Origin of the sequence: Brevundimonas basaltis (genome assembly GCF_014202075.1) — a bacterium.
Lineage (GTDB): Bacteria > Pseudomonadota > Alphaproteobacteria > Caulobacterales > Caulobacteraceae > Brevundimonas > Brevundimonas basaltis.
Map to the genome: position 1 here is coordinate 480,166 of NZ_JACHFZ010000001.1, position 26,086 is coordinate 506,251.

At 69.0% G+C, this 26,086-nt stretch carries 24 protein-coding genes; 9 read left to right on the forward strand and 15 right to left on the reverse strand.

From position 1 onward, the window contains the following. Positions 1-8: 8 nt before the first annotated feature. The 5 genes from pyrE to folK all read right to left on the reverse strand — a co-directional run bounded on the left by pyrE (position 9) and on the right by folK (position 4,709). Complete coding sequence (pyrE, locus tag HNQ67_RS02580) at positions 9-593, reverse strand: orotate phosphoribosyltransferase (RefSeq protein WP_183252027.1); 585 nt, start codon at positions 591-593, stop codon at positions 9-11. A gap of 48 nt (positions 594-641) precedes the next feature. Then, positions 642-1,382, reverse strand: coding sequence for an LOG family protein (locus tag HNQ67_RS02585; protein WP_183252029.1), 741 nt, complete (start codon positions 1,380-1,382; stop codon positions 642-644). 29 nt (positions 1,383-1,411) lie between these two features. Next, positions 1,412-3,478, reverse strand: coding sequence for a RelA/SpoT family protein (locus HNQ67_RS02590; RefSeq protein WP_246347446.1), 2,067 nt, complete (start codon positions 3,476-3,478; stop codon positions 1,412-1,414). A 227-nt stretch (positions 3,479-3,705) separates the two neighbouring features. After that, on the reverse strand, positions 3,706-4,065 hold the full coding sequence (rpoZ, locus tag HNQ67_RS02595) for a DNA-directed RNA polymerase subunit omega (protein WP_183252033.1): 360 nt from the start codon (positions 4,063-4,065) through the stop codon (positions 3,706-3,708). 86 nt (positions 4,066-4,151) lie between these two features. Next, entirely contained in the window at positions 4,152-4,709 is a 558-nt protein-coding gene (folK, locus tag HNQ67_RS02600; RefSeq protein ID WP_183252035.1) for a 2-amino-4-hydroxy-6-hydroxymethyldihydropteridine diphosphokinase, read from the reverse strand. Here folK and HNQ67_RS02605 point away from each other — a divergent pair. The 3 genes from HNQ67_RS02605 to HNQ67_RS02615 all read left to right on the forward strand — a co-directional run bounded on the left by HNQ67_RS02605 (position 4,708) and on the right by HNQ67_RS02615 (position 6,256). Next, positions 4,708-5,277 (forward strand): LabA-like NYN domain-containing protein, encoded by a 570-nt coding sequence (locus HNQ67_RS02605; RefSeq protein ID WP_183252037.1) that lies wholly within the window; start codon positions 4,708-4,710, stop codon positions 5,275-5,277. The genes folK and HNQ67_RS02605 overlap by 2 nt on opposite strands. Beyond that, the gene (locus tag HNQ67_RS02610) at positions 5,274-5,918 is read left to right on the forward strand and encodes a uracil-DNA glycosylase (protein ID WP_183252039.1); all 645 of its coding nucleotides are present in this window, start codon (positions 5,274-5,276) and stop codon (positions 5,916-5,918) included. Before HNQ67_RS02605 ends, HNQ67_RS02610 begins: the two co-directional genes overlap by 4 nt. 134 nt (positions 5,919-6,052) lie before the next feature. Further along, entirely contained in the window at positions 6,053-6,256 is a 204-nt protein-coding gene (locus tag HNQ67_RS02615) for a hypothetical protein (protein ID WP_183252042.1), read from the forward strand. A gap of 587 nt (positions 6,257-6,843) precedes the next feature. Here HNQ67_RS02615 and smpB read toward each other — a convergent pair. Next, positions 6,844-7,314 carry an SsrA-binding protein SmpB gene (gene smpB / locus HNQ67_RS02620; protein WP_183252044.1) on the reverse strand — a complete coding sequence of 157 codons (471 nt, stop codon included), beginning with the start codon at positions 7,312-7,314 and terminating at the stop codon, positions 6,844-6,846. Positions 7,315-7,495: 181 nt separating this feature from the next. After that, a complete protein-coding gene (gene dapA / locus HNQ67_RS02625; protein ID WP_183252046.1) occupies positions 7,496-8,380 on the reverse strand; it encodes a 4-hydroxy-tetrahydrodipicolinate synthase in 885 nt (294 codons plus the stop codon). A 111-nt stretch (positions 8,381-8,491) separates the two neighbouring features. On the opposite strand from dapA, the gene HNQ67_RS02630 reads away from it, so the two are divergent. Further along, entirely contained in the window at positions 8,492-10,534 is a 2,043-nt protein-coding gene (locus HNQ67_RS02630; RefSeq protein WP_246347406.1) for a lytic transglycosylase domain-containing protein, read from the forward strand. Here the strand turns inward: HNQ67_RS02630 and HNQ67_RS02635 are convergent. The 4 genes from HNQ67_RS02635 to HNQ67_RS02650 are packed head-to-tail and all read right to left on the reverse strand — an operon-like array spanning position 10,522 to position 13,722. Then, positions 10,522-11,292 carry an ABC transporter ATP-binding protein gene (locus HNQ67_RS02635; RefSeq protein ID WP_343054790.1) on the reverse strand — a complete coding sequence of 257 codons (771 nt, stop codon included), beginning with the start codon at positions 11,290-11,292 and terminating at the stop codon, positions 10,522-10,524. The two genes, HNQ67_RS02630 and HNQ67_RS02635, sit on opposite strands and share 13 nt — an antisense overlap. Beyond that, positions 11,289-12,284, reverse strand: a complete 996-nt coding sequence (locus HNQ67_RS02640; RefSeq protein WP_183252051.1) for a FecCD family ABC transporter permease — start codon at positions 12,282-12,284, stop codon at positions 11,289-11,291. Before HNQ67_RS02640 ends, HNQ67_RS02635 begins: the two co-directional genes overlap by 4 nt. Further along, positions 12,281-13,093 carry an ABC transporter substrate-binding protein gene (locus tag HNQ67_RS02645; protein ID WP_343054791.1) on the reverse strand — a complete coding sequence of 271 codons (813 nt, stop codon included), beginning with the start codon at positions 13,091-13,093 and terminating at the stop codon, positions 12,281-12,283. The genes HNQ67_RS02640 and HNQ67_RS02645 overlap by 4 nt, the downstream gene beginning before the upstream one ends. Further along, positions 13,090-13,722, reverse strand: coding sequence for a WHG domain-containing protein (locus tag HNQ67_RS02650; RefSeq protein WP_183252052.1), 633 nt, complete (start codon positions 13,720-13,722; stop codon positions 13,090-13,092). The genes HNQ67_RS02645 and HNQ67_RS02650 overlap by 4 nt, the downstream gene beginning before the upstream one ends. Positions 13,723-13,891: 169 nt before the next feature. Here HNQ67_RS02650 and HNQ67_RS02655 point away from each other — a divergent pair, with 169 nt between their 5' ends. From HNQ67_RS02655 to HNQ67_RS02665, 3 genes are read left to right on the forward strand one after another with little or no spacing between them, the layout of a single operon-like run. Next, positions 13,892-15,325 carry a glycosyltransferase family 2 protein gene (locus HNQ67_RS02655; RefSeq protein ID WP_183252055.1) on the forward strand — a complete coding sequence of 478 codons (1,434 nt, stop codon included), beginning with the start codon at positions 13,892-13,894 and terminating at the stop codon, positions 15,323-15,325. Continuing rightward, the gene (locus tag HNQ67_RS02660; protein WP_183252057.1) at positions 15,297-16,187 is read left to right on the forward strand and encodes a class I SAM-dependent methyltransferase; all 891 of its coding nucleotides are present in this window, start codon (positions 15,297-15,299) and stop codon (positions 16,185-16,187) included. The genes HNQ67_RS02655 and HNQ67_RS02660 overlap by 29 nt, the downstream gene beginning before the upstream one ends. Next, on the forward strand, positions 16,187-16,984 hold the full coding sequence (locus HNQ67_RS02665; RefSeq protein WP_183252059.1) for a TrmH family RNA methyltransferase: 798 nt from the start codon (positions 16,187-16,189) through the stop codon (positions 16,982-16,984). The genes HNQ67_RS02660 and HNQ67_RS02665 overlap by 1 nt, the downstream gene beginning before the upstream one ends. Here the strand turns inward: HNQ67_RS02665 and dnaE are convergent. Next, positions 16,981-20,451 (reverse strand): DNA polymerase III subunit alpha, encoded by a 3,471-nt coding sequence (dnaE, locus tag HNQ67_RS02670; RefSeq protein WP_183252061.1) that lies wholly within the window; start codon positions 20,449-20,451, stop codon positions 16,981-16,983. The two genes, HNQ67_RS02665 and dnaE, sit on opposite strands and share 4 nt — an antisense overlap. A gap of 1,249 nt (positions 20,452-21,700) precedes the next feature. Between dnaE and HNQ67_RS13570 the strand changes: the two genes are divergently transcribed. Further along, on the forward strand, positions 21,701-21,817 hold the full coding sequence (locus tag HNQ67_RS13570) for a hypothetical protein (RefSeq protein ID WP_246347407.1): 117 nt from the start codon (positions 21,701-21,703) through the stop codon (positions 21,815-21,817). 336 nt (positions 21,818-22,153) lie between these two features. After that, positions 22,154-22,612, forward strand: coding sequence for a hypothetical protein (locus HNQ67_RS02675; RefSeq protein WP_183252065.1), 459 nt, complete (start codon positions 22,154-22,156; stop codon positions 22,610-22,612). Between the two features lie 130 nt (positions 22,613-22,742). Here HNQ67_RS02675 and HNQ67_RS02680 read toward each other — a convergent pair whose 3' ends face one another. The 3 genes from HNQ67_RS02680 to proS are packed head-to-tail and all read right to left on the reverse strand — an operon-like array spanning position 22,743 to position 26,060. Further along, the gene (locus tag HNQ67_RS02680; protein ID WP_183252067.1) at positions 22,743-23,450 is read right to left on the reverse strand and encodes an ABC transporter ATP-binding protein; all 708 of its coding nucleotides are present in this window, start codon (positions 23,448-23,450) and stop codon (positions 22,743-22,745) included. After that, positions 23,443-24,747, reverse strand: coding sequence for a lipoprotein-releasing ABC transporter permease subunit (locus HNQ67_RS02685; RefSeq protein ID WP_183252068.1), 1,305 nt, complete (start codon positions 24,745-24,747; stop codon positions 23,443-23,445). Before HNQ67_RS02685 ends, HNQ67_RS02680 begins: the two co-directional genes overlap by 8 nt. Further along, a complete protein-coding gene (proS, locus tag HNQ67_RS02690; protein ID WP_183252070.1) occupies positions 24,744-26,060 on the reverse strand; it encodes a proline--tRNA ligase in 1,317 nt (438 codons plus the stop codon). The genes HNQ67_RS02685 and proS overlap by 4 nt, the downstream gene beginning before the upstream one ends. Between the last annotated feature and the right edge of the window lie 26 nt (positions 26,061-26,086).

Consider the following 26,086-nt stretch of genomic DNA (forward strand, 5'->3'; position numbering starts at 1 on the left):
TGGCTCTCCTACTTCGCCAGCCGCCGGCTGCCGGGGTCCTCGACCGGCAGGGCGGCCAGTTCGGGCGGCAGGGCGTCGGCGGGATAGGCCGGAACGTCCAGCGTGGCCAGCGCCACCAGCGGCACGCCGACATCGGCCCGACCGCCCGAGCGGTCGACGATGCAGGCCGCCGCCACGACGTCGCCGCCGGCCGCCCGGATCGCCGCGATGCATTCGCGCGAGCTCAGGCCGGTGGTGACGATGTCCTCGACCATGACGATCTTCTGGCCGGGTTCGACGTGGAAGCCGCGGCGCAGTTTGAACGCACCGCCCTCGCGCTCGACATACATCGACGGGACCTTGAGCCAGCGGGCGGTCTCATAGCCGGGAATGATGCCGCCGACCGCGGGCGAAATGGCCACGTCGACGGGGCCCACGGCGGCGATGATCTTCTCCGCCAGCGCCTTGCACAGGCGGGTGCAGCGCGCCGCGTCCATGAACACCAGGTTCTTCTGCAGGAAGACCGGGCTGTGCAGGCCGGAGGAGAGTACGAAATGGCCCTCACGCAGGGCTCCGGCGGCGCGGAATTCGTCGAGAACGTCGTCTGAGGTCATGGCGGGCTGTCTAGCGCAGCCGTGGCGGCGAAAGAAGATGCGCCGGCGTCAATCGGCCCTTTGGTGCGGCTTCAGGCCTCCGGCCAGCAAGGCCGACCAGACACCCTCGGCGTCTCCGGCGAAGCGGAAAAGATCGACATCGCCCGGGTGGATCATGCCGTGCCGCACGAGCACGTCGAAATTGATCGCCGATCGCCAGTAGGCCTCATCGAACAGGACGATGGGAATGCGCGGCGCCTTCCCGGTCTGGCGCAGGGTCAGGATCTCGAAAAGCTCATCGAAGGTGCCGAAGCCGCCCGGGAAGACCACCAGCGCGTTGGCGCGCATGGCCAGGTGCATCTTGCGCATGGCGAAGTAGTGGAAGTTGAACGTCAGTTCGGGCCTCGACCAGGCGTTCGGTTCCTGCTCGTGCGGCAGGGTGATGTTGAAGCCGATCGACGGCGCGCCGACGTCGGCCGCGCCCCGGTTGGCGGCGCCCATGATCCCCGGCCCGCCGCCGGTGGCGATGACGTTGTCGCGGGGCTGGCCGTTCGGGCCATGCATCGCCCCGCCGCGCTCCGAGGCCAGTCGCCCGAAGGCCCGCGCCGCCTCGTACCAGCGAGCATGTTCGCCTTCGCCGTCCTCGCCGATGCGGGCGCTGCCGAACACCACGATCGTCGAGCGGACGCCCCAGGCCCGCAACGCCTCCTCGGCCTTGGCGTATTCCATCAGGAAGCGCACGCCGCGCATGGAGTCGCCGAGCAAAAACTCTTCGTCGAGCGCGGCCAGCCGGAAGGACGGCGAAGCCATCTGGGCCGCGTTGTCCGGGGCCTCCGCGCTCACCCCCGCGACCGCTCGACGGTGTCGACGGAGGGATTGGTGCGCAGGGCGGCCATGATGGCCGTTGCGTGTTTGGCGTCCTCGACCTCCATGTCGATGTCCATGTCGAAAAAGTCCTGCTGACGGTGGGTCATGACCAGGTTGAGAATGTTTCCGCCGGCCTCGCCAATGATCGTCGCCACCTGGCCAAGCACGCCGGGCGCATTCTTGATGGTGGCGCGGACGCGGGCGGAGGCGACGGCGCCCTGCTCCGCCTGCGGCGTCCACTGCAGGTCCTGCCAGACCGAGTCGTCGTCAGCGAATTCCTCCAGCCGCTGGCAGTCGATGGTGTGAACGGTCAGGCCAGCCTCAGGTTCGAGGATGCCGACGATGCGGTCGCCCGGCACCGGTGAGCAGCAATGCCCGAAATGGACGCTGACGCCAGGCGTCAAGCCGCCGCCGCGCACGAACAGCCGACCCTGCTCGTCGCCGATCCGCTTGCGGTCCGGGCCGGCCTTGAGCCGTCCCTTGAGGGCGGGGAAGAGAATCTCGCCGATCTTGGCCGCCGACACCCGGCCGCGCCCGACGGCCTCGTACAGATCGTCGTCGCTGGCGAAGCCCAGCTGCTCCAGCGCCGGGCGCAGGGTCAGCTCGACATCGGTCTTGCCGGCCCGGGTCAGGGTTTGTTCGAGGGTGGCGCGGCCCAGCTTCTGGAACTCGCCCCGCTCGGAGGTGCGGATGTGACGGCGGATGGCCGAGCGGGCCCGGCCGGTCACGGTCAGCGAGCGCCAGTCGACCGGAATCTCCCGCTTGGCGCCGCGGATGATCTCGACCACGTCGCCGTTCTGCAGCTGGGTCCGCATGGGCTTGAGCTCGCCGTTGATCTTGGCCCCCACAGCCGTGTCGCCGACCTCGGTGTGGACGGCGTAGGCGAAGTCCAGCGGCATGCCGCCGCGCGGCAGGGTGATCAGCGCCCCCTTCGGCGTGAACACGAAGACCTGGTCGAGATACATCTCGAGCTTGGCGTGCTCGACCCAATCCTCGCCGCCCTCGCCGTGCTCGATGACCTGCACCAGATGGCGCAGGTTCTGAAGCGGATCGCGCCCGCCCTGGGCGGCCATGGCCTCGGCGTCGAAACCGTAGGCCATGTTCTTGTAGGCCCAGTGCGCCGCCACCCCGTCCTCGGCCACCCGGTCCATGGCGTCGGTGCGGATCTGCATCTCGATGCGCAGGCCCGACGGGCCGACCACGGTGGTATGCAGCGAGCGGTAGTTGTTCGACTTGGGCGTCGAGATGAAGTCCTTGAACCGCTCGGGCACCATCGGCCAGGCGCGGTGAATCACGCCGAGGGCGCGGTAGCAGTCGTCCTCGGCCTCGACGATGACGCGGAAGCCGTAGATGTCGGACAGCGACGAGAAGCCGACCGACTTGCGCTGCAGCTTGCGCCAGATCGAATAGGGCGTCTTCTGGCGGCCGAAAACGTGGGCATGGACGCCCGCCTCCTCCAGCACCCGTTCGACCTCGCGCGCGACGCCGTCAATGGCCTGACCGTGTTCGAGCTTCAGCGCCTCGAGCCGCCGCTCGATGGCGGTGCGGGCCGTCGGGTTCAGATGCTCGAAGGCCAGTTCCTCCAGTTCGGAGGCGATGGAGTGGATGCCGATCGACCGGCCCAGCGGGGCGTAGACCTCCAGCGTCTCGCGGGAGATCCGCTCGCGCTTGTCCGGCTTGACGTGCTTCAGCGTCCGCATGTTGTGCAGACGGTCCGCCAGCTTGACCAGCAGGACACGCACATCCTTCGAGATGGCGAGGATGAATTTGCGCAGGTTCTCGGCCTGGCGCGTGTGCTCGGCCTGCAGCTCCAGCCGCGACAGCTTGGTGACGCCCTCCACGAGGTCGGCGACTTCCTCGCCAAAGCGCTCGGCGATGTCGTCGCGCGTGGCCGAGGTGTCCTCGACCACGTCGTGAAGCAGGGCGGTGACGATGGTGGCGGTGTCGAGCCGGTAGTCGGTCAGAATGCCAGCGACCTGGATCGGATGGGCGAAATAGGGATCGCCCGAGGCCCGCAGCTGCGAGCCGTGCATCTTCATCGCATAGACGTAGGCGCGGTTCAGCAGTCCCTCGTCGGCGGTGGGATCGTAGGCCCGGACCGCCTCGACAAGCTCGAACTGACGCAGCACCGGAGCCCGGGCGGGCTCGACGGCGTCGGCCGGAGGGGGATCGCCCTCCGGGTCGTTCAGATTGGCAGCTTTCAGAGGCGACGCGGGCTGCGACGTCCGCGCCGGCAGGATGGTGATACCGTTGGCGGGTTCAGCCGTCAGTACCGCTCCTCCTGCCCGCCGTCGCGGTCGCTTTGCAGCGCGCGGATCAGCTCGGCTTCCGCCATGTTCATGTGCTGCGGTTCGGCCAGCAGGGCGACGGTTTCAGCCTCGTCCTCGGCTTCCGTCCGCTCGTCGACGCGCTGCAGGGTGACGACGATGTTTTCCTGCAGCTCGTCCGGGCTGACCGTGTCCTCGGCCAGTTCGCGCAGGGCGACGACCGGGTTCTTGTCGTTGTCGCGGTCGAGCGTCAGCGGCGCGCCGTTGGCGATGGAGCGGGCGCGGTGGCCGGCCAGCAGAACCAGACCAAAACGGTTCGGGACTTTCTCGATGCAGTCTTCGACAGTGACGCGGGCCATGAATTTCCTCGGGACGCGGGGGAGAACCGCACAAAATATAGGGTTGGCGCTCATTGTGCAACGCCGCATGGGCGGGAATGAGGCGATCAGCGCAGCGGCGCCGCATCCTGCCCGATCGGCGCCGCGTCCGCGAGATCCCTCGCCCGGCCGCCCGCCGGATGCCGCCAGTCGGGCGCGATCTCGGCCAGCGGTCCCATCACGAACCTCCGCTCCGCCGCGCGCGGGTGCGGCAGAATCAGACCCGAGAGGTCGCCGCTCAGCCGGCCGTAGGCGATCAGGTCGAGGTCGAGGGTGCGCGGGGCGTTGCGGGCCTCGCGGCGGCGGCCGAACGCCTCCTCGATCCGCCCGAGGGCGGCCATCAGGGCGTGCGGGTCGTGGGCGGTGCGGACGACCACGACCCCGTTCAGGAAGGGCGGGTCCGAAGGGTCTGGCCAGGCGTCCGAGCGCCACCAGGACGAGCGCAGCAGCACGTCGATTCCCTCGGCGCGGAACCGGGCCAGCGCCGCCTCCAGCGCCTCCCGGCAATCCCGCCACGCCCCCTTGTCATTGCAGCCCAGCGCGACGATGACGGCCTGATCCAGATCGAGGGCGCCGCCCAATTCGACGGCGACCGGGACGTCCATATTTTCGGGATCGATTTCCATGACGCCTATTCCGACCGAGCGCATCGCCCTGTTTATCGACGGGGCCAATCTCTATTCCGCCGCCAAGGCCCTGAACGCCGACCTCAATTTCAGCAAACTGCTGGATATGTATCGCGCGAACAGCGTTCTGGTTCGCGCCCACTACTACACCGCCGTGATCGAGGGGGAGGAATTCTCGCCGATCAAGCCGCTGGTCGACTGGCTGGACTACAACGGCTTCACCGTGGTGACCAAGCCGGTCAAGCGCTTCACCGACGCCCAGGGGCATTCGCGGGTCAAGGGCAATATGGACATCGAGATCGCCGTCGACATGCTGGAGCTGACGCCGCGCGTGGACCACATGGTGCTGTTCAGCGGCGACGGCGACTTTCGGCGGCTGGTGCAGGCGGTCCAGGCGCGCGGCGTACGCGTCACGGTCGTCTCGACCATAAAGAGCCAGCCGCCCCAGATCGCGGACGAGTTGCGCCGCCAGGCGGATGCGTTTGTCGAGCTGCAGGATCTGTTGCCGGAGATCGGACGGCCGCGCGCCGCCGGCGCCGGTGCGAACAGCCGGGTGTTCGACCGATGACTGTCCCCTACCCTCCCGAAGCCCCGCGCGACTGCCCGCTCTGTCCCCGCCTGGTCGAATACCGGCAGGAGAACGCCCGTCAGAAGCCCGGCTGGTGGAACGGCGCCGCACCCTCGTTCGGCGATCCGAACGCCCGCCTGCTGGTCGCCGGCCTCGCGCCGGGCCGCACCGGCGCCAACCGCACCGGCCGTCCGTTCACCGGCGATCACGCCGGTTGGCTGCTCTACGACACCCTGCTGAAGGCCGGCTTCGCGCGCGGGACCTATGACCCCGACGGCGACGACGACCTCGAACTGGTCGACTGCATGATCACCAACGCCGTCCGCTGCGCCCCGCCCGGCAACAAGCCGCTGCCGGCCGAGGAGGCGACTTGCCGACCCTTCCTGCAGTCGCGGCTCACCGCCCTGCCCCGGCTCAAGGTCATCGTCACCCTCGGCGACGTCTCCCGACGCAATGTGCTGAAGACCCTCGGCCGTCCGGCCAGCGCCATGCCGGCGGGGCATGGGGCCCAGGCGGAGATCGGACCCTATGTACTGCTGAACAGCTATCACTGCTCCCGGCTCAACACGAACACAGGGCGGCTGACGGCGCCGATGTTCGAGGACATCTTCCAGCGCGCCCGGGACCTCGTCGAATCCTGATCGAACACCGGTCGTCCAGGTGGCGACTGTGCCTCCCGCGCCACGCGAATCAGTGGGCCGCGGATGAAGCCTTCTTCCCCAGGAACAGCGTCGCCGATCCCGCGTTCATTTCAGCGGGACCTGGGAGGTTTGTAATGGGTAACAGTCAGCAAGGGGCGTTCACCGCCGAGGAACGCAAGGGCGCGCTCTGGGCGCTGCTGATCGCGGGCGTTATCGCCTTTCTGGCCTTGCTGTTCCAGCAGTCGACCCAGCCGTCGCTCGGGCCGTGGGGCGCGGATCAGGCGTCGGTCGCCATGCCCGACGTCCTCGACGCCCAGCCGATCGCCTCGACGCTCTAGCCCTCGTCGTCACTCTTCGGGGCGCTATTGCGACCGCTGGCCTTCAATGAGGTTCGCTTTTCGGCGGCGACCCTATGGCCGCTTCCGACCCATTGCGGACCTTTCCACGCGGGCCATGCACGGCCACTCTTAGGTGATCGCCGTCGGGAATCCGTGATGCGAAGACTGTCAGCTCCGTCCGCACTCTGCGCCGTCGTTCTGGCCAGCGCAGGCTGCTCCGAGCCGATCGATCCTGAAAAGGAAGCGGCTGAGTATCGCCCTACTTCACCGGTGTCGCGACCCGCATATGAATGGGAGCTTCGTCGATATCTGATCGAAGAATACGACTGGCCTATGATCTGGGGCCCCGATGGGCGATGGCAGTTCCAGGGCGTGGCGCCGACCTACGGCACATACCGGCTTGGCGGCGATGTCGTTTGCACCCGGCAGGACGGCGCGGCGGTAGAGCGCTGCGCAAATCTCTCGATCGGACCTCAGGGTCCCACGATGTCAGAATGGCGTGAGACTGCTGTTCGCAAGGACTAACGTCCGCTTTCCACCCATAACAGCGGTTCGGTACGTCTGCTGTCCGGCAGGTCGCCGCGCGCCTAGCCCCGGTCCTTCATCAGCCGCGCCTTGTCGCGCTGCCAGTCGCGATCCGCTGTCGCCTGTCGCTTGTCGTGCAGCTTCTTGCCCTTGGCGAGAGCGATTTCCAGCTTCGCCTTGCCGGCCTCGTTCAGATAGAGGCGGATCGGGATGATGGTCTGGCCGTCGCGCTGGACCGCCCCGATCATCTTGTCGATCTGCTTGCGGTGCAGCAGCAGTTTCCGCGGCCGGCGCGGCTCGTGGTTGAAGCGGTTGGCTTGTTTATAGGGCGGGATGTCGGCGTTGATCAGCACGATCTCGCGCCCCTCCACCGCCGCGTAGGACTCAGCGATATTGGCCCGGCCGTCGCGCAGCGCCTTGATCTCGGTGCCAAGCAACTGGATCCCGGCCTCGGTGTAATCCTCGAGGAAATAGTCGAATTTCGCCCGGCGGTTCTCGGCGATGACTTTGGTCTTGGGTTTCTCGGCGGCCATTCCGGCCCTCCTACACGCTCCGCCCGCGCTCGCGAAGCCGTCGCTCCCGCCCACGTCCGATTTTGACGCAGGCCCGGTCTATGCTGCCCCCATGGCCCGGTCGATGTGCAGGGTCAGAACGCGTTCCAGCTTCAGGGACCCGCAGCGTGTCGACTCTGCCGACTCCGCCACACCGAATTTTCTAGAGTCCCGCCTCGGCCATGGCCCGATCGATCGCCGGTTTCACGGCGTCGGCGGTCGGAGCCAGCGGCAACCGCACCTCCTCGGTGCACAGGCCGAGCCGGGACAGCGCGTATTTGGCCGGCGACGGCGAGTTGTCGAGGAACAGCCCCTTGTGCAGGCCGATCAGCCGGTCCTGCCACTCCCGCGCCGTGGCGTAGTCGCCCACGGCGGCGGCTTCGTGCAGCGCCACCATGGCCTCGGGCGCCACGTTGGAGGTCACCGAGATCACCCCGACGCCGCCCTGCGCGTGATAGCCGAGGTAGCTGGGATCGTCGCCGGAGATCAGGTCGAACTGCTGATCGCGGATGTGGGCGCGCATCCAGCTGACGCGGGCCAGATCGCCGGTGGCGTCCTTGATGCCGACAATGTTCGGATGCGCGGCCAGCCGCGCGACGGTCTCGTTGGCCAGGTCGACGCCAGTGCGGCCCGGCACGTTGTAGAGCAGCACCGGCAGTTGGACCGCCTCGGCGATGGCCTCGAAATGCAGCGCCATGCCGGCCTGCGAGGGCCGGTTGTAATAGGGCGTCACCACCAGCGCCCCGTCGGCGCCGACGGTCTTAGCGTGCCGGACCAGATCGATCGCCTTGTCGGTGGCCGAAGACCCGGCGCCCGCGATGACCCTCACGCGCCCGGCCGCGATCTCCACGCACAATTCGACGACCCGTTTGTGCTCGTCCAGATGCAGGGCGGCGCTCTCGCCGGTCGTGCCCATGGGGACGACGCCGTGAACCCCGGCCGCGATCTGGCGTTCCAGCAGCGTCCTGAAGGCGGCTTCGTCCACCTTTCCGTCACGAAGTGGTGTGATCAGGGCGGTGATCACGCCCTTGAACAAGGGGGCGGTCATTGAAACGATGGTCCTGCGTGGGAAGGGGCGGTGCGCCCTGAAGCGAAGCGTGGAAGGTTAGGTTGCCGGCGACGCCGCCGCAACCGTCATGGAATGGGGTTCGGACACCGAATGATCGCAACCAGTCTCGCGGCCGCTCTCGCTCTGCTCGGCCCCGCGCCCGAATCGCTGGTCCCGCAGGCCCGCCCCTATGCCGAGGTCGCGCCGCAGGGCTCGCAGGCGCGCGTACTGAATGATCAGGACACCGCCCTCTTCCGTCAGGGCCTGGCCCAGGCCCGCGCCCGCGACGTGGTCAGCACGCGCCAGACGGCGGCGCAGATCCGCAATCCGACCGCGCGCAAGCTGGTCGAATGGGCGCTGCTCGACACCTCGGCCCCGCAGCTGCCTTACAGCGACCTCGCCGCCGCCCAGACCGCCTTCGCCGGCTGGCCGCGGGGCGACAGCCGCCGCGAGGCCGCCGAGCGGGCGCTGGACCTCGCCTACGCTGGGCCTGACGCAGCGCTCGCCCTGTTCGCAGGGTCGCCGCCGACCACGGCCGAGGGCGCCGTCGCCCTGGCCGACGCGCTGGAGCAACGCGGCCGCCGCGACGAGGCGGGGGCGCTGATCCGCGAGTGGTGGCGGACCCGATCCTTCGACGAGGCGCTGCAGACCAGAGTCCTGACCCGCTGGGGCGGTTCCCTGACCCAGGCCGACCACGAGGCGCGGTTGAACCTGCTGCTGCTTGGGCCGCACGGACCCGCGACGCGGGCCATGACCCAGATGGTCTCGCCGGATCGGCGCGCCGTGGCCGAGGCGGCGATGGCGCTGCGCAACGCCTACAGCCCCGACGCGGTCGTGGCCGGCCTGAGGCCGGCGCAGGCGATGGATCCGGCCGTGGCGCTGGAACGCGTTCGCATTCTGCGCTCGCAGAACCGCCAGTCTGAGGGGTTCGCCTTGCTGGCCGCCCTGCCCCCGGCGCCGTCGCACAGCGAAGGCCAGAACACCCTGTGGAGCGAGCGACGCAACTATTTCCTCGACGCCCTAGAGCGCCGCAACTGGCAGGCGGCCTATGACTCCATGGCCGGGCATGGCTTTCCCTCGGGCGAGCGCAAGGTCGATGCGGAGTTCTTCGCGGGCTGGGTGGCTCTGACCAAGCTGAACGACCCTGCCCGCGCGGCCAATCACTTCGAAATCCTGCGCCAGTCGTCCTCGACGCCGATCACCCAGGGCCGGGCCATGTACTGGCTGGGCCGGGCGGCGGAGGCGCGCGGCCATACGCCGGCGGCCGTCGAATTCTACCGGAACGGCGCGCAGCACATCCAGACCTTCTACGGCCAGCTCGCCGCCGAGAAGGCGGGGATACGCACCCTGACCCTGCCCGGCGATCCGGCGCCGACCACCGCCGAGCGCGCCGCCTTCGAGGCCAATGAACTGGTGAAGGCGATGCGCATCCTCGGCGAAACCGGCGAGGCCAGCCTGTTCCGGGTGTTCGCCTATCAACTGGACGATGATCTTCCGGGAGCGTCCGAACTGGCGCTGTTGATGGACCTGTCCCGCGCCTACGGCGAAGACTTCACCGCCATGATGGTCGGCCGCGCCGCCAGCCAGCGCGGCTTCCTGATGCCCGAGCGGCAGTATCCGATCCGGATCCCGCCCGCCGTTCCCGGCGCAGCGCCGCTCGAGTTCACCCTCGCCATCACCCGGCAGGAATCGAGCTTCGATCCGCGCGCCCGCTCGCACGCTGACGCCCGGGGCATGATGCAGTTTCTGCCCTCGACGGGGGCGGCCGTGGCGCGCCAGCTGGGCATGCCCTTCTCGGCCGAGCGGCTGTGGGACCCGGACTACAATATGACGCTGGGCAGCTTCCACCTCGGCGACCTGACCAACCGGTTCGGCGGTTCGATGCTGCTGACCACGGTGGGCTACAACGCCGGTCCGGCGCGCCCGCCCCAGTGGATCGCCCGTTGCGGCGACCCGCGCGGGGGCCAAGTCGATCCGGTTGACTTCATCGAGTGCGCGCCCTTCACCGAGACGCGCAACTACATGATGCGGGTGATGGAGAACATGTCGGTTTACAAGGCCCGGCTCAACGGCGGCTCGGCGCCTCTGACCCTGTCGGACGACCTGCGGCGGGGAGCCGGCGTGAACAGCGGACCGCGTCCCTACGAGCCCTGAGGGCGCGCGCGGACAGCGGACAGCAGGGGCCCGTCCGGCCCGTCGACCCAGCGCGCTGACAGGCCGAACACGCGCTGGAGAATGTCCGGCGTCAGGGCCGCCAACGGCGCGGCGTCGGCCACGACCCGGCCGTGATCCAGCACCGCCACCCGATGGGCGAACCGCGCCGCCAGCGGCAGGTCGTGCAGGCTGGCCAACACCGCCTGCCCCGCCCCGGCCCGCGCGCGCAGCCGCTCCAGCACCATCAGCTGCGCCTCGGGATCAAGCCCGGCGATGGGCTCGTCGACGAGCAGGGCCTGCGACGGGGCTGCCAAGGCTCGCGCCAGCAGGACCCGCGCGCGCTCGCCGCCCGACATTTCCGCCACGCCCCGGTCCGCAAGGCCACCGACCTCGACCTCGTCGAGGGCCTTCCGGGCCGCGGCCAATGCATCCGCGCCCGACAGGAAGGGCGCGCCGAGCGCGGCGACCTCCATGGCGGGCAGGTTCCAGGCGATGCGCCGTTCCTGCGGCAGATAGACGGCGCGCGCCGACCGCTCGCGGGGCGAGAGATCGTTGACATCATCCCCGGCCAGCCGGGCCACGCCCGTATCCAGCGGAAGCAGACCCGCCAAGGCCCGGATCAGGCTGGACTTGCCCGCGCCATTGGGGCCAACGAGGGCCACCAGCTCGCCCCGCTCGACCCGCAGGTCGGCGCCGTCCAGCACCCTCCGGCCGCCCAGCCGCGCCGTGGCGTCCCACATGGTGAGCCACGCGGTCACAGCCGCCACTCCCGCGCCGCCCGCCAGGCGATCAGGGCGAACAGGGGCGCGCCCACGAGGGCGGTGAACACGCCAAGCTTCAACTCCTGATCGGTCGGCGTCAGCCGCGCCAGCAGATCCGCCGCCACCAGCATCAATCCTCCGGCGAGGGCTGAGGGCAGCAACAGGCGGGCGGGATCGCCGCGCACCGCCGCCCGCACCAGATGGGGCGCGGCGAGGCCGACGAAGCCGATCACCCCCGCCACCGCCACCGCCGCCCCCGCGGCCACCGCCGTCGCCAGCAGGGCTACCAGCCTGAGCCGGGCTATCGGCAGGCCCGAGGTCCGGGCCGTCTCCTCGCCAAGGCTGAGCATGCGCAGCCCGGGCGCGGCGAAGGCGGCCAGGCCTGCTGCGATCAGCACTGCGGGCGTGACCCAGGCGACGTCGACCCAACTGCGGTTCTGCACGGAGCCCAGCAGCCAGTTCATCACCTCGGCGGTGGCGATCGGGGACGGCGACAGGTTGAAGATCAGCGCCGTGGCCGCGCCGGCGAAACTGGACACCGCCACGCCAAACAGGATCAACGCCTCGGGCGAACGCACCCGCGCCGAGAACATCACCAGCACCCCCCCGGCAAGGCCCGCGCCGGCCAGGGCGGCGATCTCGACCGCGCCGGGCCAGGCGGCCCACCCGAGCACGATCGCGGCCGCCGCCCCCAGAGCGGCCAGCGCCGAGACGCCCAGCACCCCGGGGTCCGCCAGCGGATTGCGCAGCAGGCCCTGCATGACCGCGCCGGAGAGGCCCAGCGCCGCCCCGACCATCAGCGCCGTCACCGCCCGGGGCGCGCGCACCGCCCACAGCACCTCCGCTGGACCGGAAGACGGATCCATGAAGCCCTGACGCAGCTGCGCCGCGCTGAAGATGGTCTCGCCGAACAGCACGGCCGCCAGCGTCGCCAGCCCGATCGGGACGACGAGGATCAGAGACAGACGCCCCTCGCGACCGCCCGTCATCCGGCGGCCCTCAGCATAGCCGCCGCGTCCGCCGCGAACCATGCCGGACAGGTCAGGCTGGCGGCGGGCAAGCGGGCGACGACCCGGTCTTGCGTCGCCGCGCGCACCGCCGGATGCCGCCCCGGCCCCCGCCAGTCGCCGCGCGACTGGTCGAAGAACCCCAGCACGAACCGGGCGGGCCGCCACAATACGATGCGCTCGACGCTGACGGGGACGAACCCCGGATTGGTGACCAGATTGGTCAGGCCGGCGGCCCCGAGAATGGCGTCGGTCAGCGTGCCGCGCCCGGCGGTGAAGCCGCCGGCGGTCACATACAGGGCGGATCGTTCGGGCGTGGCCGGACGGGGCGCGGCCTCGCGCAGGCGGACGTCCATGCGGGCGATCAGGGCGTCTCCGCGGGGTTGGGCCCCCAGCGTAGCGGCGGCCGTCCGTATATTGCGGCGAACCCCCTCGAAGTCCGTGGCGTCCTCGATGTCGACGACGCGCACCCCACTCTGTTCGAGCCGGGCGAGCAGTCGGGCATCGCCGCCCCAGTAGCGGAGGACCACATTGGGCTGGAAGCCGATGGCGGATTCGAGCGTCGGCCGCACCCGCCGCCGCCCCGCCGCCGCCTCGCGCATCCACGAATCGGGATCGTCTGCGCGGGGCGACAGGGCCAGCTCCGCATCGGGCGCCAGCGCCAGCGCATACTGGTCGCCGCACTGATCCAGGGACATCACCCGCAATGGACGGCTCTCGCCCGCCGCCGCCGGCGTCGCGGTCAGGACAAGGGTCAGGGTCAGGGCTGCCGCCGTCGCCGCCGACCTCACGGCTTCATCAGGCCCGCGAAGAGCCCGTCCAGCAGCGTTCCCACCAGCGCCTCGCGATCGACCCAGTCGAAATAGGGTTTGGTGATCATCAGCGAGACCACGCCATGACAGCCCGCCCAGAGCGCCTGGGCCGTGGTGCGCGCGTCGCAGCGCAACAGGCCGTCCGCCTCGGCGTCCTCGACCACCTGTTCGAACGACCGGTACAGGGACGCCCCCGTCTCCTGAGCCGCCGACAACGCCCCGTGCCGCAGCTCGACCGGCCGGGTCATGTAGATCAGCCGATAGGCGTTGGGATTGTCAAAGCCGAAGTCGATGTAGGCCTGCAGCATCCGTCGCAGCCGTTGCTTCGGCCCGCCCGGCTCGGCGACGACGGCCTGGTTCAATTCAAGCAGGGTGGCGAAGGCCTGGCGGCAGATTTCATGGAGGATCTCGCCCTTCTCGGCGAAATGCATATAGAGCGCTGTTGAGGACAGGCCGACCTCGTCGGCGATCTTGCGAATCGTCGCCCCTTCATAGCCATGCTCGACGAAGATGCGTTCAGCGGCGGCCAGAATCTCGGCGCGGCGGGCGTGACCTTCGCCCTTGGGCTTGCGCCGGGATCGCGGATTGAGGACGGCGGAGGCGGTCACCTGGGTCGAAACTCCGTACTGCGGCTTCTGAATAGCGGCATTCCCCGCCTCGCGCCAATCACTTGCAGGTTGCGCACCGGCGCGTTAACCATTTCGAATGGAACGGGCGGGGATCAGCGGTTTTCGGGATCGTGGGCGCGAGACTGTGCGTCCTGAGCCGCCGCGGGAAATGAGTGCACGACTGCGCGGCCTCTCTGACTTCCAGTGGCTCGCCCTCGCCGGTGCGCTCACCGCGGCGGGCTGCCTGGTCTGGATACGCCCAGGCCTGATCGGGCCGCTGCTGGTGGCGGGCGCGGCGGCGACCTTCCTCGTCATTTCGTGCTGGCGCGTGGCGCTGGTCATCCTGAGCGCGGGCGGCATCGACCGGCGGGATCACGCGACCGCCGACCTGCCCCGCTACAGCGTGCTCGTCGCGCTGCACGACGAGGCCGAAGTGATCGATCAACTGGTCGAACGTCTCGCGCGCATCGATTACCCGCAGGACCGCCTGCAGGGTCTATTGATCCTCGAACCGCACGACGCGCCGACCATTAGCGCGGCGCTGGCGGCGTCGAAACCGGGTTGGCTGGAAGTCTTCGTGGCGCCGCCCGGCGAGCCGCAGACCAAGCCCCGGGCCCTGAACTGCGCCCTGCCCCACGTCACCGGCAACCTGCTGACCGTCTATGACGCCGAGGACGAGCCGGATCCGCAGCAGTTGCGCGAGGCCGCCGCCCGGTTCGCGGCCGACGCCGGTGGCAACCTGGCCTGTTTGCAGGCGCCGCTGCGCATCCGGCGGATGCATCGCGGGCTCAGTCCCTCCCCCTTTCTCGACCGGCAGTTCGCGGCCGAATACGCCAGCCTGTTCGAGACGGCCCTGCCCGGCATGGCGCGGCTCGGCCTGCCGTTTCCGCTGGGCGGGACCAGCAATCATTTCAGGGTCGACGTGCTGCGCGCGGTCGGCGGCTGGGACGCCTTCAACGTCACCGAGGACGCTGACCTGGGCTTTCGCCTGTGGGGCAAGGGCTGGCGGCTCGGGGTTATAAGCCGGCCCACCTGGGAGACGCCGCCGGGCGACCTGTCCGACTGGCTGCCGCAACGGACGCGATGGCTGAAGGGCTATATGCAGACCTGGGGCGTGCATACGCGGCGGCCGTGGCGGCTGGGCGCGCGGGGCGCCTTCGCCCTGCTGATGACGGTCGGAGCCGGCATCGTCTCCGCGTCGGTCAATGGGCCGTCCCTCGCCTGGCTGGCGACGACGGTGCTCGTGGCGGCGGTGGCGGGGCTGCCGCCGCAGACGCCCGCGCTGGCGCTCGTCGTCCTCATCCTCGGCGCGGCCTCGGCATGGCTGTCCTGCGCCATCGGGGCGCGGCGGGCCGGCGTGCCCTACGGGCCGACGGACATGATCGTCGCGCCCGCCTATTGGGCGTTGCAGAGCCTGGCCGCCGCCCATGCGGCGTGGCGCCTGGTGCGGGAGCCGTTCGCCTGGGACAAGACGCGTCACCGGCGCGACGAACCCGTGACCGCGACGGTGACTGCGCCTGCGCCTGCGCACGCCGCGCTGGACGAGGCGGCGCCGGAACGCCTATCAGCGGGCCATGCCGCCGCGCCTCAACCCGTCGCCTGAAACCCTCGTCACCCGCGCCTGGCCGGACTATGCCCTGCTGGACAGCGGCGACGGCCGCAAGCTGGAGCGTTACGGCCCCTACACGGTCGTGCGGCCGGAGCCGCAGTGCTTCTGGTCGCCGCGCGATCCGGCCGCCTTCGAGGCCGCAAACGCCGTGTTCGATCCTACCGACGAGGACGAGAGCGGTCGCTGGCGGTTCGCCGGCAAGCCGGTCGACTGCTTTCCGCTGGCGTGGCGCGATGTGCGGTTCACCAGCCGGTTCACGCCGTTCCGGCATCTGGCATTCTTCCCAGAGCAGGCGGCGAACTGGGACTGGCTGGACGGGCGGGTGCGGCGGCTGCGCAAGCCAAAGATCCTGAACCTGTTCGGATACACGGGCGTGGCCAGTCTGGCCTGCGCGGCGGCGGGGGCGGAAGTGACCCACGTCGACGCCTCGAAGAAGTCGGTGGCCTGGGCGCGCGAGAACGCCGAGCTGTCGGGTCTGGCCGACCGGCCGGTGCGCTGGATCGTCGAAGACGCCCGCAAATATGCGGCGCGGGAGGTCCGGCGAGGGTCGAAATACGACGGTATCATCCTCGACCCGCCGAAATACGGGCGGGGGCCGACGGGGGAGGTGTGGCGTCTGTTCGACGATTTGCCGGGGTTGCTGAAGGACTGCGCGGCCCTGCTGTCGGACGATGCGTCGTTCCTGCTGCTTAACGCGTACGCGGCGCGGATTTCGGGGCTGTCGCTGGCGCATCTGATGGCCGAGGCCACGGCGGATCGGGGCGGCGTCATCGACTGGGGCGAACTGGCGCTGGCCGAGGACGGACCGGACGGGCGGGCGATCGGGCTGAGCTTCTTCGCGCGGTGGAGCGCCTGATGGCGGACCGGCTGATCACCTCGCTGACCAATGACACGGTCAAGGCCGTGCGCGCCCTGCACATGCGCAAGGAGCGCGAGGCGACGGGGCGGTTCCTGGCCGAGGGGCTGAAATTCATCGGCGAGGCGCTGGATCAGGGCCGGACGCCGAAGCTGCTGCTCGTCGGCGAGGAGGCGCGGCCGCATCCGCTGCTGGAGCGGGCGAAAGCCGAGACCCGGGCCGCCGGGGGTGAGGTGGTGGCGGTGACCCACGCCATCCTTGAGAAGATCAGCCGGCGGGACAATCCGCAGACCGTTCTGGGCGTTTTCGAGCAGGTCTATACGCCGCTGACGGCGATCGTGCCGGGGACGGCGCCGTGCTGGGTGGCGCTGGAGCAGGTGCGGGACCCGGGCAATCTGGGGACCATCATCCGCACGGCCGACGCGGCGGGCTGCGGGGGGGTGGTGCTGATCGGGGACTGTGTCGATCCCTATTCCGTCGAGGCGGTCCGGGCGACTATGGGATCGGCCTTCGCGGTGGCCATCGCCCAGGCCTCGGCGGCCGAATTCCTGGCCTGGCGGGACAACTGGCCCGGCAGCGTGATCGGGACGCGGCTGGACGCCGCCACGGGCTATCGGGAGGCTGATATCCAGCGCCCGGCCCTGATCCTCATGGGCAATGAGCAGGCCGGGCTGACGGATGCGCTGGCGGCGGCCTGCGACGTCAACGTCAAGATCCCGATGCGGGGGCGGGCCGACAGCCTGAACCTGGCGATCGCCACGGGGATCATGGTCTATGCGGTGACGGATCAGGCCTAGGCATCCTCCAGCAGCACCACCCCGGGGGCGGATTTGAGGGCGCCGCGGAGGGCGCCGTCGAGGCGGTAGCGGCCGGGGAGCTTCAGTTCGACCTCGCGGCGGCCGTCGAGCGAGGCGACCAGAGAGACCTCGCCGCCCTTGCCCTCGGCCCGGGCGCGATCGAGGCGGGCCTTGAGGGCGGCGGGATCGGCGGCCTTCGAGGAGACATGGATGCGCAGGCCCATCTGCCCGTCGTCGATCAGCGTCTCCAGCCGGGTGGCGCTGTCGCCGAAGAATCGCACCTCGCCGTCTGACGATTTGGCGCGAACGCGGATCATGACCGAGGCGCCGGCCTCAAGCACCTCGCGGCTGTTGCGCAGCTGTTCGGGGGGGAACAGGCATTCGAACTCGCCGGTCGGGTCCGAGAAGGTAACGAAGGCGAATTTCTCGCCCGTCTTCGCGCTGGCCCGTTCCTGGCGACGGCGCACGACGCCGGCCATCAGGAAGGCCTCATGGCCGCTTTCGGCCAGGGCGGTGGCCTCGGCGACGAAGGTGACGCGCTTGCGTTTCAGGGCCGGGGCCATGTCCTCCAGGGGGTGGCCAGACAGGTAGAAGCCGACGGCGGCCAGTTCCTGATCCAGCTTCTCGGGCCCGACCCAGGGTTCGACCGGCCGGAGACGCGGCCGGGCCGCCCCGGCCTGATCGCCGCCGAACAGTGAGACCTGGGACGAGGCGCGCTCGGCCGCGACGCTCTGGCAATAGGCCATCAGGGTGTCGGCCTGTTCGACCAGCTGGCGGCGGTTGGTGTGGAAGCTGTCGAAGGCGCCGGCGCGGGCGAGGTTCTCGAGGGCGCGCTTGTTGATGTATTTTGGATCGACCCGTTCGAGGAAGTCGAAGATGTCGGTGAAGCGGCCGCCAGTCTCGCGCACCTCGACGAGGTGTTTCATCGCCTCCAGTCCGACGTTGCGGATGGCGCCGAGGGCATAGAGCACCGAACCAATCTTTTCGCCGTCCGTCCCCTCCTCCCAGGCGACGTCGAAGTCGGCCGAGGAACGGTTCACGTCGGGGGCCTTCACCGGCACTTCGAAGCGGCGACAATCCTGATAGAATACGGCCAGTTTGTCGGTATTGCTGAGATCGAGACTCATGGACGCGGCCATGAACTCGACGGGGTGATTGGCCTTCAGCCACCCGGTCTGGAAGGAGATGAGGGCGTAGGCGGCGGCGTGCGATTTGTTGAAGCCATAGCCGGCGAACTTGGCGACCAGATCGAAGATGCCGCCGGACTGCTCCTCGGGCACGCCCCGTTCCGAGGCGCCCTTGATGAAGCGCGCCCGCTGGAAGTCCATCTCCTCCTTCTTCTTCTTGCCCATGGCCCGGCGCAGAAGATCGGCCTCGCCGAGGCTGTAGCCGGCCAGGATCTGGGCGATCTTCATCACCTGCTCCTGGTAGATGATGACGCCGTAGGTCTCGGTCAGGACTTCCTTGAGCGAGGGGTGAAGGTAGTCGACCTCCTGACGGCCGAACTTGCGATCGATGTAGGTGTCGATCATCTCCATCGGCCCGGGCCGGTAGAGGGAGATCAGGGCAGTGATCTCCTCGATCGAGCCGCAACGCATCTTGCGCAGGGTGTCGCGCATGCCTTGCGATTCCAGCTGGAACACGCCGACGGTCTGGCCCGAGGCCATCAGTTCATAAGTGCGGGCGTCGTCGAGCGGCAGGCCGTTCCAGTCGGGAGCGGCGCCGCGCCGTTCCAGATACTGGCGGGCGCGGTCGAGCACCGTCAGGGTCTTGAGGCCGAGGAAGTCGAACTTCACCAGACCGGCGGCCTCGACCCATTTCATGTTGAACTGGCTGGCCGGGATGGAGGAGCGCGGGTCCTGATACAGCGGCGCGAGCTCGACCAGGGGGCGGTCGCCGATGACGATGCCGGCGGCGTGGGTCGAGGCGTTTCGGTAGAGCCCCTCCAGCTCCAGCGCCGTCTCCAGCAGGGCGGCGACATTGGCGTCGCTGTCGCGCGCCTCCTTGAGCCGGGGTTCGAGGTCGACGGCCTGGGCAAGGGTGACGGGGTTGGCGGGGTTGGCGGGGACCATCTTGGCCAGGCGGTCGACCTGGCCGAGCGGCATCTGCAGCACCCGGCCGACGTCGCGCAGCACCGCCCGGGCCTGCAGGGTGCCGAAGGTGATGATCTGGGCCACCCGGTCCTTGCCGTAGCGGTCCTGGACGTAGTCGATCACCTCCTCGCGCCGCTCCTGGCAGAAGTCGATGTCGAAGTCGGGCATGGAGACCCGCTCGGGATTGAGGAAGCGCTCGAACAGCAGACCGAAGCGCAGCGGGTCAAGGTCGGTGATGGTCAGCGACCAGGCGACCAGCGAGCCGGCCCCGGAGCCCCGCCCGGGACCCACGGGGATGCCGTGGCTCTTGGCCCATTTGATGAAGTCCGACACGATCAGGAAATAGCCGGGGAAGCCCATCTGCTGGATGATGCCGACCTCCCATTCGAGGCGGCTCCAGTATTCTTCCTCGGGCGCGGCCGGGGTGACCTGTTTGAGGCGGACCCTCAGACCCTCGCGGGCCTGATGCATCAGTTCGTCGGGCTCGGAGCGGCCGTCGCCGGCGTCGAAGCGCGGCAGGATGGGCGCGCGGGTCGGGGCGACGAAGGCGCAACGGCGGGCGATGTCGAGGGTGGCGTCACAGGCCTCGGGCAGGTCGGCGAACAGTTCGCGCATGGCCGCGGCGGTCTTGAACCAATGCTGGCCGGTGATGCGGCGGCGATCCTCCTGACCGGTGAAGGCGCCGTCGGCGATGCACAGCAGGGCGTCGTGCGACCTGGCTTGGGCGGCCTTGGCGTAATGGACGTCGTTGGTGGCCACGAGGGGGGCGTCGTGAGCATAGGCCCACTCTACGAGACCGCGCTCGGCCTGCTGTTCGGAGGCGAGGCCATGGCGCTGGAGCTCGACGTAGAAACGGTCGCCGAAGACGGCCTGCATGGCCGCGAGGGCCGCGCCGGCCTCGGCGGGTTTGCCCTGGACGAACAGGGGATCGACCGGGCCGTCGGGGCCGCCGGAGAGCAGGATCAGGCCCTCGGCATGGGCCGCTACCTTCTCCCAGGGCACGCTTGGCTCGTCCATCGCCCCGGCGTCGAGGAAGGCGGAGGACGACAGGATCGAGAGGTTGAGCCAGCCGGCCTCGTTCTGGACCAGCAGCACGACCGTGGGGACCTTGGCCCAGCGCTCGTTGATCTTGCCGCCGATGCCGGTGACCGGCAGGGCGCAGGCGATCAGCGGCTGAACTCCGGCGTCCTTCGCGGCCTGGCTGAATTCCAGCGCGCCGAACAGATTGGCGCGGTCCGCGACGCCGACCGCCGGCATGCCCGCGTCGGCGGCCAGCCGGGCGACCTTGCCGGCCTTGATCGCGCCTTCCAGCAGGGAATAGGCCGAGCGGACCCGGAGGTGGATGAAGCCCTGGCTGTTCAGCGTGTCGGTCAAACCGGGTCCTTCGTCAGGTGAGCCCCTGTCATGGACCGAGTCTCACATCGCGGGCGACCGCGACACCCGAAAGCGGCGCGGACGGCGGCGGGACCGGGGACCGGCTGTGGATGAGCCGGGGCGTGACGAAAAAACGGTGTGGCGGAGTCGGCAGAGTCGGCGCCGAAATTGGGTGTGGCAGAGTGGGCAGAGTCGACATCGGGGAGTCGGCGAGAGCCGCCGTTCAGGGCGACCTGATCGCCCTGCCGCATCAGGCCGCCGTGGTCAGCAGCGCCGCCTGCCACATCACCCAGACGAAGCCGCCGCACGACGCCAGCGACAGTGCATCCCGAACCCAACGCGCCATGACGGCCTCCTTCGTGCGTGTTCCGGGTATGTTCCTATTCTTGTTTTGTTCTTTTTGCAATAGCCTCGCTTAATGATCCCGCATCAAGTTAGCTTCCGCTCACGACGCTATCTCGCAGCATTTGCCAGACTGGCTTGGATGCCAGCGCTGCTTCTGTGGATTGCTGACACTTGGTTGACCCCGCTCCTTCCAGTTTATGTTTGGCCCGCCCTGTTCCTCGGTCTGTCCGTCTTGTCGGCCGGATTCGTATTGGGTGAGGCGGCTCACGGGAAAGGCCCGCTCACGCGACTGCAAAGAGCAATGTCCCCGGTTACGTTTAAGCCGTTGATCTATCGGGATCGGTCGGACAGCGGTGATCGCGAGATTTCGCTCTGGGCGGCTCTGAAGGCCAAGCCCGGCCGCGAACTGACGATCGAGGCCATCTATCTGGCGGAGGTGCACTACGTTGATGGGACCTTCGTTTGGGAGAAGCGTGACAGGCTGACGGCTGCAGCCGTCAGGGTGCCTCCCAGCGGGGAACTGGAGTGGCAGCTACTTTCGCGGAACCAACAGTCTCGTCAGCTTAGTCCCACGCTTGGCGATAAGTATGGTGGTGCCTCTGGGTGGGTAAGAGTCGATGTCGCGGTCGCCGGGCGCGGGTTTAGCGCCCACCACTCTTATCATGTGATGTTAGGTGACCTCCCAGCCCCGATCACAGCGCTTCCCGTTGCGCCGCCCACAGCAGACAAGGCTGACATAGCCGCTGATCAAGTGCGTGAGGCGACCCTCTCGGTGAAGAGCGCGTAAGGACTGGCGGCCAAGTTTCAACGTATCGGGCTCGCTCGACCTGAAAATGCTATGCTGCCTGCAGCAGACGCCACCAGTCATCCGCCTTCCGGCGGCAGGCGTCGCGGGATGACGATCATGGCCAAGGGTCAAGCGCGCAGCAACAAGGAAATCCGCAAGCCGAAGGCGGAGAAGGCCAAACCGGCGGTATCGGTGGGGACCTCGCCCTTCACCCAGGCGCCGGGGAAGAAGTAGGTCGCTCCGAGGCGTCCGGAGCCTTGTCATCCCGGACGTCGCGAAGCGGCGATCCGGGACGGCAAGGCGCAGAATGCCGCTCCCGGAAATCGTTCGCGATTGTCCGGGAGACTGGTGGCGATCCGAGCCAGCCCAACCTGTGGCCCGGACAGCCGCTGCGCAGCTTCCGGGCCGGTCATGATCTTTGCGAACCCGTCCCGGATCGTCGCTTCGCGACGTCCGGGATGACAAGGTGCGGTCCTGCAATGCCCCTCCCTCTCCCCTGCCCCGCGAGCGCCCTTGCGCCGTTGCGCCTTGACCGCATAGCTTCGGCGTTAACCATCGGGAGCAGACGGCATGAATGACGTTGCAGCGGAGGCCGCCGTCGTCGGGCGGAACGACAAGGGCCGTAGCAACGGCGGCCTGTTCCGGTTCCTGCCCGGCTTTGTGCTGATCCTGGTGCTGTTCATCGCCGGCCAGCTGATCTTCAGGGATCCGCGCGCCGTCCTGTTCGACATCGAGGGCTACAAGCTGGCCTGGGTCGAGGTGCTGATGGTGGCGGCCGCCATCGTGGCCATGGCCGAACAGCTGAAGGTGTCCAAACCGGGCGTGAACCAGATCAACGAGGCCCTGCTGATCGGGCTGGTCGCCGTGGTGCAGATCGTGCTGTTCACCCTGGGGGCCTCGGGCGTGGCGGGGTTCGACATGTTCGCCAACACCGAGTTCGTGCTGCTGACCCTGATCAACGTCGCCCAGACGGTGGTGGCCTTCCAGATCAACGCCGCGACGCTGATGCGGACGATCAGCTCGGGGTGAGCCGCCGGCCGTCAGTGCGGCCCTCGTCGTCGGGCGCGGTGCGCCTTCCTCCACCCCTCCACCGCTCCGCGGTCCCCCTCCCCATCGCTTCGCGACAGGGAGGAGACAGAGGGCCCCCGCCGCATTGAAGCTAGTAGGCGTGGCTCTCGGCGGGGCGTTCCTCGAGATGGCCGTCCTTGAGGGCGAAGACGCGGTCCATGTGGCCGGCCAGCTCCATGTTGTGGGTAGCGATCAGGGCGGCGACGCCGGTCTTCTTGACCAGATCGTGCAGAGCCTCGAACACCGTCTGGCTGGTGGCGGGGTCGAGGTTGCCGGTCGGCTCGTCGGCGAGCAGCAGGCGCGGGCGGTTGGCGAGGGCGCGAGCGACGGCGACGCGCTGCTGTTCGCCGCCGGACATCTGGGCCGGCTGGTGGGTCAGGCGTTCGCCGAGGCCGAGGGCGGTGAGCACCTCGGACGCGCGGGCGCGGGCGTCCGTCTGGTTCACGCCGGCGATGCGCAGCGGCAGGGCGACGTTGTCGCGGGCGTCGAACTCGGCCAGCAGGTGGTGGAACTGGTAGACGAAGCCGATGCTGGCGAGGCGGATGTGGGTGCGGGCGCGCTCGGGCAGGTCGCCGACGTCCTTGCCGTCGATCAGGATGTCGCCCGAGGTGGGGCGCTCCAGCAGCCCGGCGGCGTGCAACAGGGACGACTTGCCCGAGCCCGACGGACCGATCAGGCCGACGACCTCGCCCGGCATGACGTCGAGATCGACGCCCTTGAGCACGGTCAGAGGACCGGCCATGGACTCATAGGTGCGGGTGACGCCGCGGACGGAGAGGACGGGGGTGGCCTTACTCATAGCGGAGGGCCTCCACCGGATCCATTTTGGCGGCCCGCCACGAAGGCAGCAGGCTGGCGACGCAGGACATGAAGACGGACCACAACGTGACCCAGAGGACGTCCCAGGGGTCGACCTCGGCCGGGATGGACTCGAGCATATAGACGTCGGCGTCGAACAGGCGGACCTGGAACAGCCATTCGAGGAAATGCTGGATGCTGCCGATGTTGAGGCAGAACAGCAGGCCGAGGACGAGGCCGGTGATGGTCCCCGCCACACCGATGGCGGCGCCGGCGATGAAGAAGATGCGCAGCATGGAGGACTGGCTGGCTCCGACGGTGCGCAGGATGGCGATGTCGCGGGTCTTGTTCTTCACCAGCATGACGATGCCGGAGATGATGTTGAGCGCGGCGATAGCGACGACGAGGCCGAGGATGATGCTCATGGCCACGCGCTCGACCTTGAGCGCGCCCCAGAAGGCGGCGAGGCGGTCGCGCCAGTCGCTGACGATGGCGGCGCCGCCCACGGCCTCGCGGACGGGGGTCAGCAGGGTCTCGACGCGGTCGGGCTCGGCCACCTTGAGCTCGATGACGTCCCAGACGCCTTCCTTGGCGAAGAACAGCTGGGCCTGCTCCAGCGGCATGAAAATGAAGGCGCGGTCGAAGTCGGCGGTGCCGGAGCTGAAGGTGCCGCCAACGCGGTAGGTCTTCTCCAGCCCGCCGAGATTGCCGAGGGCGCTGTCGGCGCCGGTCGGCGAATAGAGGGTGATCGGGTCGCCGACGCGCAGGCCCATGCCGTCGGCGAGGGCCTTGCCGATCAGGATATTGTCGCCCCCATACGCGCCCTGACCGAAGCTGCGGCGGGCCTCTTCCGACAGGCTCTCGTTGACGTACTGCATTGAGCCCAGGTCCTGCGGGCGCAGGCCGCGCACCATGGCGCCCGTCGTGACGCCGGCGGCGCGGACGATGCTCTGGTTCTCGATCAGGGGTGTGACGCTGACCACGCCGGGGACGGCGGCGATGCGATCGAGGGCGGCGTCGCGGGTCGGATCGACCAGCACCTGGCCCTGGACGTACATGTGGCCGTTGAAGGACAGCATGCGGTCCAGCAGCTCGTTGCGGAAGCCGGCCATGATGCTCATCACCACGATCAGGGCCATCACCGCCAGGGCGATGGCGACGTAGGAGATGATGGCGATCAGGGCGATGCCGCCCTCGCGCCGGCGGGCCCGCAGATAGCGCAGGGCGAGGCCGAACTCCCAGGCGGAGAAGGGGCCGGCGGGCTTCGGGGTCTTCAACGGCGCGGTCGCGTCCGTCATGCGGTCAGCCTCGTCATGGCCTGGTCGAGAGGGATGGAGACTTTTTCGCCGGTGGCGCGGCGCTTGAGCTCGACCACGCCGTCGGCGAGGCCCTTGGGCCCGATGGTCAGCTGCCACGGCACGCCGATCAGGTCGGCGGTGGCGAACTTGCCGCCGGGGCGCTCGTCGGTGTCGTCATAGAGCACATCCTTGCCGGCGGCCTCCAGTCTGGCCACGGCGTCTTCGCAGGCGGCGGAACAAGCGGCGTCGCTGGACCGCAGGTTGATGACGACGACGTCGAACGGGGCGACGGCGTCGGGCCAGATGATCCCGGCCTCGTCGTGGCCGGCCTCGATGATGGCGCCCAGCAGGCGGGAGACCCCGACGCCATAGGAGCCCATGTGGACATCCGTGTCCTTGCCGTCGGGGCCGGCGACCCGGGCCTTCATCGGCGCCGAGTATTTGGTCCCGAAGTAGAAGATGTGGCCGACCTCGATGCCGCGGGCCGAAAGGCGGTCGCCCTCGGCGGTCTCGCGCTCGAAGCGCGCGGCGTCGTGCATTTCCTCGGTGGCGGCGTAGAGGGCGGTGCGCTCGTCGACGATGGACTGCAGGTCGTTCCAGTCGACGTCGCCGCCGGGAGCGGGCATCTCGACCAGTTTGCGGTCGCAGAACACCTCGCTCTCGCCGGTGTCAGCCAGGACGATGAACTCGTGCGAGAGGTCGCCGCCGATCGGGCCGGTGTCGGCGCGCATCGGCACCGCCTTCAGTCCCATGCGGGCGAAGGTGTTGAGATAGGCCACGAACATGCGGTTGTAGGATTTGCGGGCGGCGGCCTCGTCGATGTCGAAGCTGTAGGCGTCCTTCATCAGGAATTCGCGGCCGCGCATGACGCCGAAGCGCGGCCGGCGCTCGTCGCGGAATTTCCACTGGATGTGGAAGAGATTGAGCGGCAGCGACTTGTAGCTCTTCACATAGCCGCGGAAGATGTCGGTGATCATCTCCTCATTGGTCGGGCCATACAGCAACTCGCGCTCGTGCCGGTCGGTGATGCGCAGCATCTCGGGGCCGTAGGCGTCGTAGCGGCCGGACTCGCGCCACAGATCGGCCAGCTGCAGGGTGGGCATCAGCAGTTCGACGGCCCCTGCCCTGACCTGCTCCTCGCGGACGATCTGCTCGATCTTGCGCAGCACGCGCAGGCCGAGCGGCAGCCAGGCGTAGATGCCGGCGGCCTCCTGCCGGATCAGACCGGCGCGCAGCATCAGCTTGTGCGAGACGATCTGGGCGTCGGACGGCGCTTCCTTGAGCGTGGGCAGAAAGTAGCGCGACAGACGCATGGGCGGACTCCGGGGACAGAGGTGGA

Excerpts from the sequence above, each read along its gene's own strand:
- pyrE (WP_183252027.1), bottom strand. The coding sequence starts at position 593 with ATGACCTCAGACGACGTTCTCGACGAATTCCGCGCCGCCGGAGCCCTG.
- HNQ67_RS02585 (WP_183252029.1), bottom strand. The coding sequence starts at position 1,382 with ATGGCTTCGCCGTCCTTCCGGCTGGCCGCGCTCGACGAAGAGTTTTTG.
- HNQ67_RS02590 (WP_246347446.1), bottom strand. The coding sequence starts at position 3,478 with ATGAAGATGCACGGCTCGCAGCTGCGGGCCTCGGGCGATCCCTATTTC.
- rpoZ (WP_183252033.1), bottom strand. The coding sequence starts at position 4,065 with ATGGCCCGCGTCACTGTCGAAGACTGCATCGAGAAAGTCCCGAACCGT.
- HNQ67_RS02605 (WP_183252037.1), top strand. The coding sequence starts at position 4,708 with ATGACGCCTATTCCGACCGAGCGCATCGCCCTGTTTATCGACGGGGCC.
- folK (WP_183252035.1), bottom strand. The coding sequence starts at position 4,709 with ATGGAAATCGATCCCGAAAATATGGACGTCCCGGTCGCCGTCGAATTG.
- HNQ67_RS02610 (WP_183252039.1), top strand. The coding sequence starts at position 5,274 with ATGACTGTCCCCTACCCTCCCGAAGCCCCGCGCGACTGCCCGCTCTGT.
- HNQ67_RS02615 (WP_183252042.1), top strand. The coding sequence starts at position 6,053 with ATGGGTAACAGTCAGCAAGGGGCGTTCACCGCCGAGGAACGCAAGGGC.
- smpB (WP_183252044.1), bottom strand. The coding sequence starts at position 7,314 with ATGGCCGCCGAGAAACCCAAGACCAAAGTCATCGCCGAGAACCGCCGG.
- dapA (WP_183252046.1), bottom strand. The coding sequence starts at position 8,380 with ATGACCGCCCCCTTGTTCAAGGGCGTGATCACCGCCCTGATCACACCA.
- HNQ67_RS02630 (WP_246347406.1), top strand. The coding sequence starts at position 8,492 with ATGATCGCAACCAGTCTCGCGGCCGCTCTCGCTCTGCTCGGCCCCGCG.
- HNQ67_RS02640 (WP_183252051.1), bottom strand. The coding sequence starts at position 12,284 with ATGACGGGCGGTCGCGAGGGGCGTCTGTCTCTGATCCTCGTCGTCCCG.
- HNQ67_RS02655 (WP_183252055.1), top strand. The coding sequence starts at position 13,892 with ATGAGTGCACGACTGCGCGGCCTCTCTGACTTCCAGTGGCTCGCCCTC.
- HNQ67_RS02660 (WP_183252057.1), top strand. The coding sequence starts at position 15,297 with ATGCCGCCGCGCCTCAACCCGTCGCCTGAAACCCTCGTCACCCGCGCC.
- HNQ67_RS02665 (WP_183252059.1), top strand. The coding sequence starts at position 16,187 with ATGGCGGACCGGCTGATCACCTCGCTGACCAATGACACGGTCAAGGCC.
- HNQ67_RS13570 (WP_246347407.1), top strand. The coding sequence starts at position 21,701 with ATGGCCAAGGGTCAAGCGCGCAGCAACAAGGAAATCCGCAAGCCGAAG.
- HNQ67_RS02675 (WP_183252065.1), top strand. The coding sequence starts at position 22,154 with ATGAATGACGTTGCAGCGGAGGCCGCCGTCGTCGGGCGGAACGACAAG.
- HNQ67_RS02680 (WP_183252067.1), bottom strand. The coding sequence starts at position 23,450 with ATGAGTAAGGCCACCCCCGTCCTCTCCGTCCGCGGCGTCACCCGCACC.
- HNQ67_RS02685 (WP_183252068.1), bottom strand. The coding sequence starts at position 24,747 with ATGACGGACGCGACCGCGCCGTTGAAGACCCCGAAGCCCGCCGGCCCC.
- proS (WP_183252070.1), bottom strand. The coding sequence starts at position 26,060 with ATGCGTCTGTCGCGCTACTTTCTGCCCACGCTCAAGGAAGCGCCGTCC.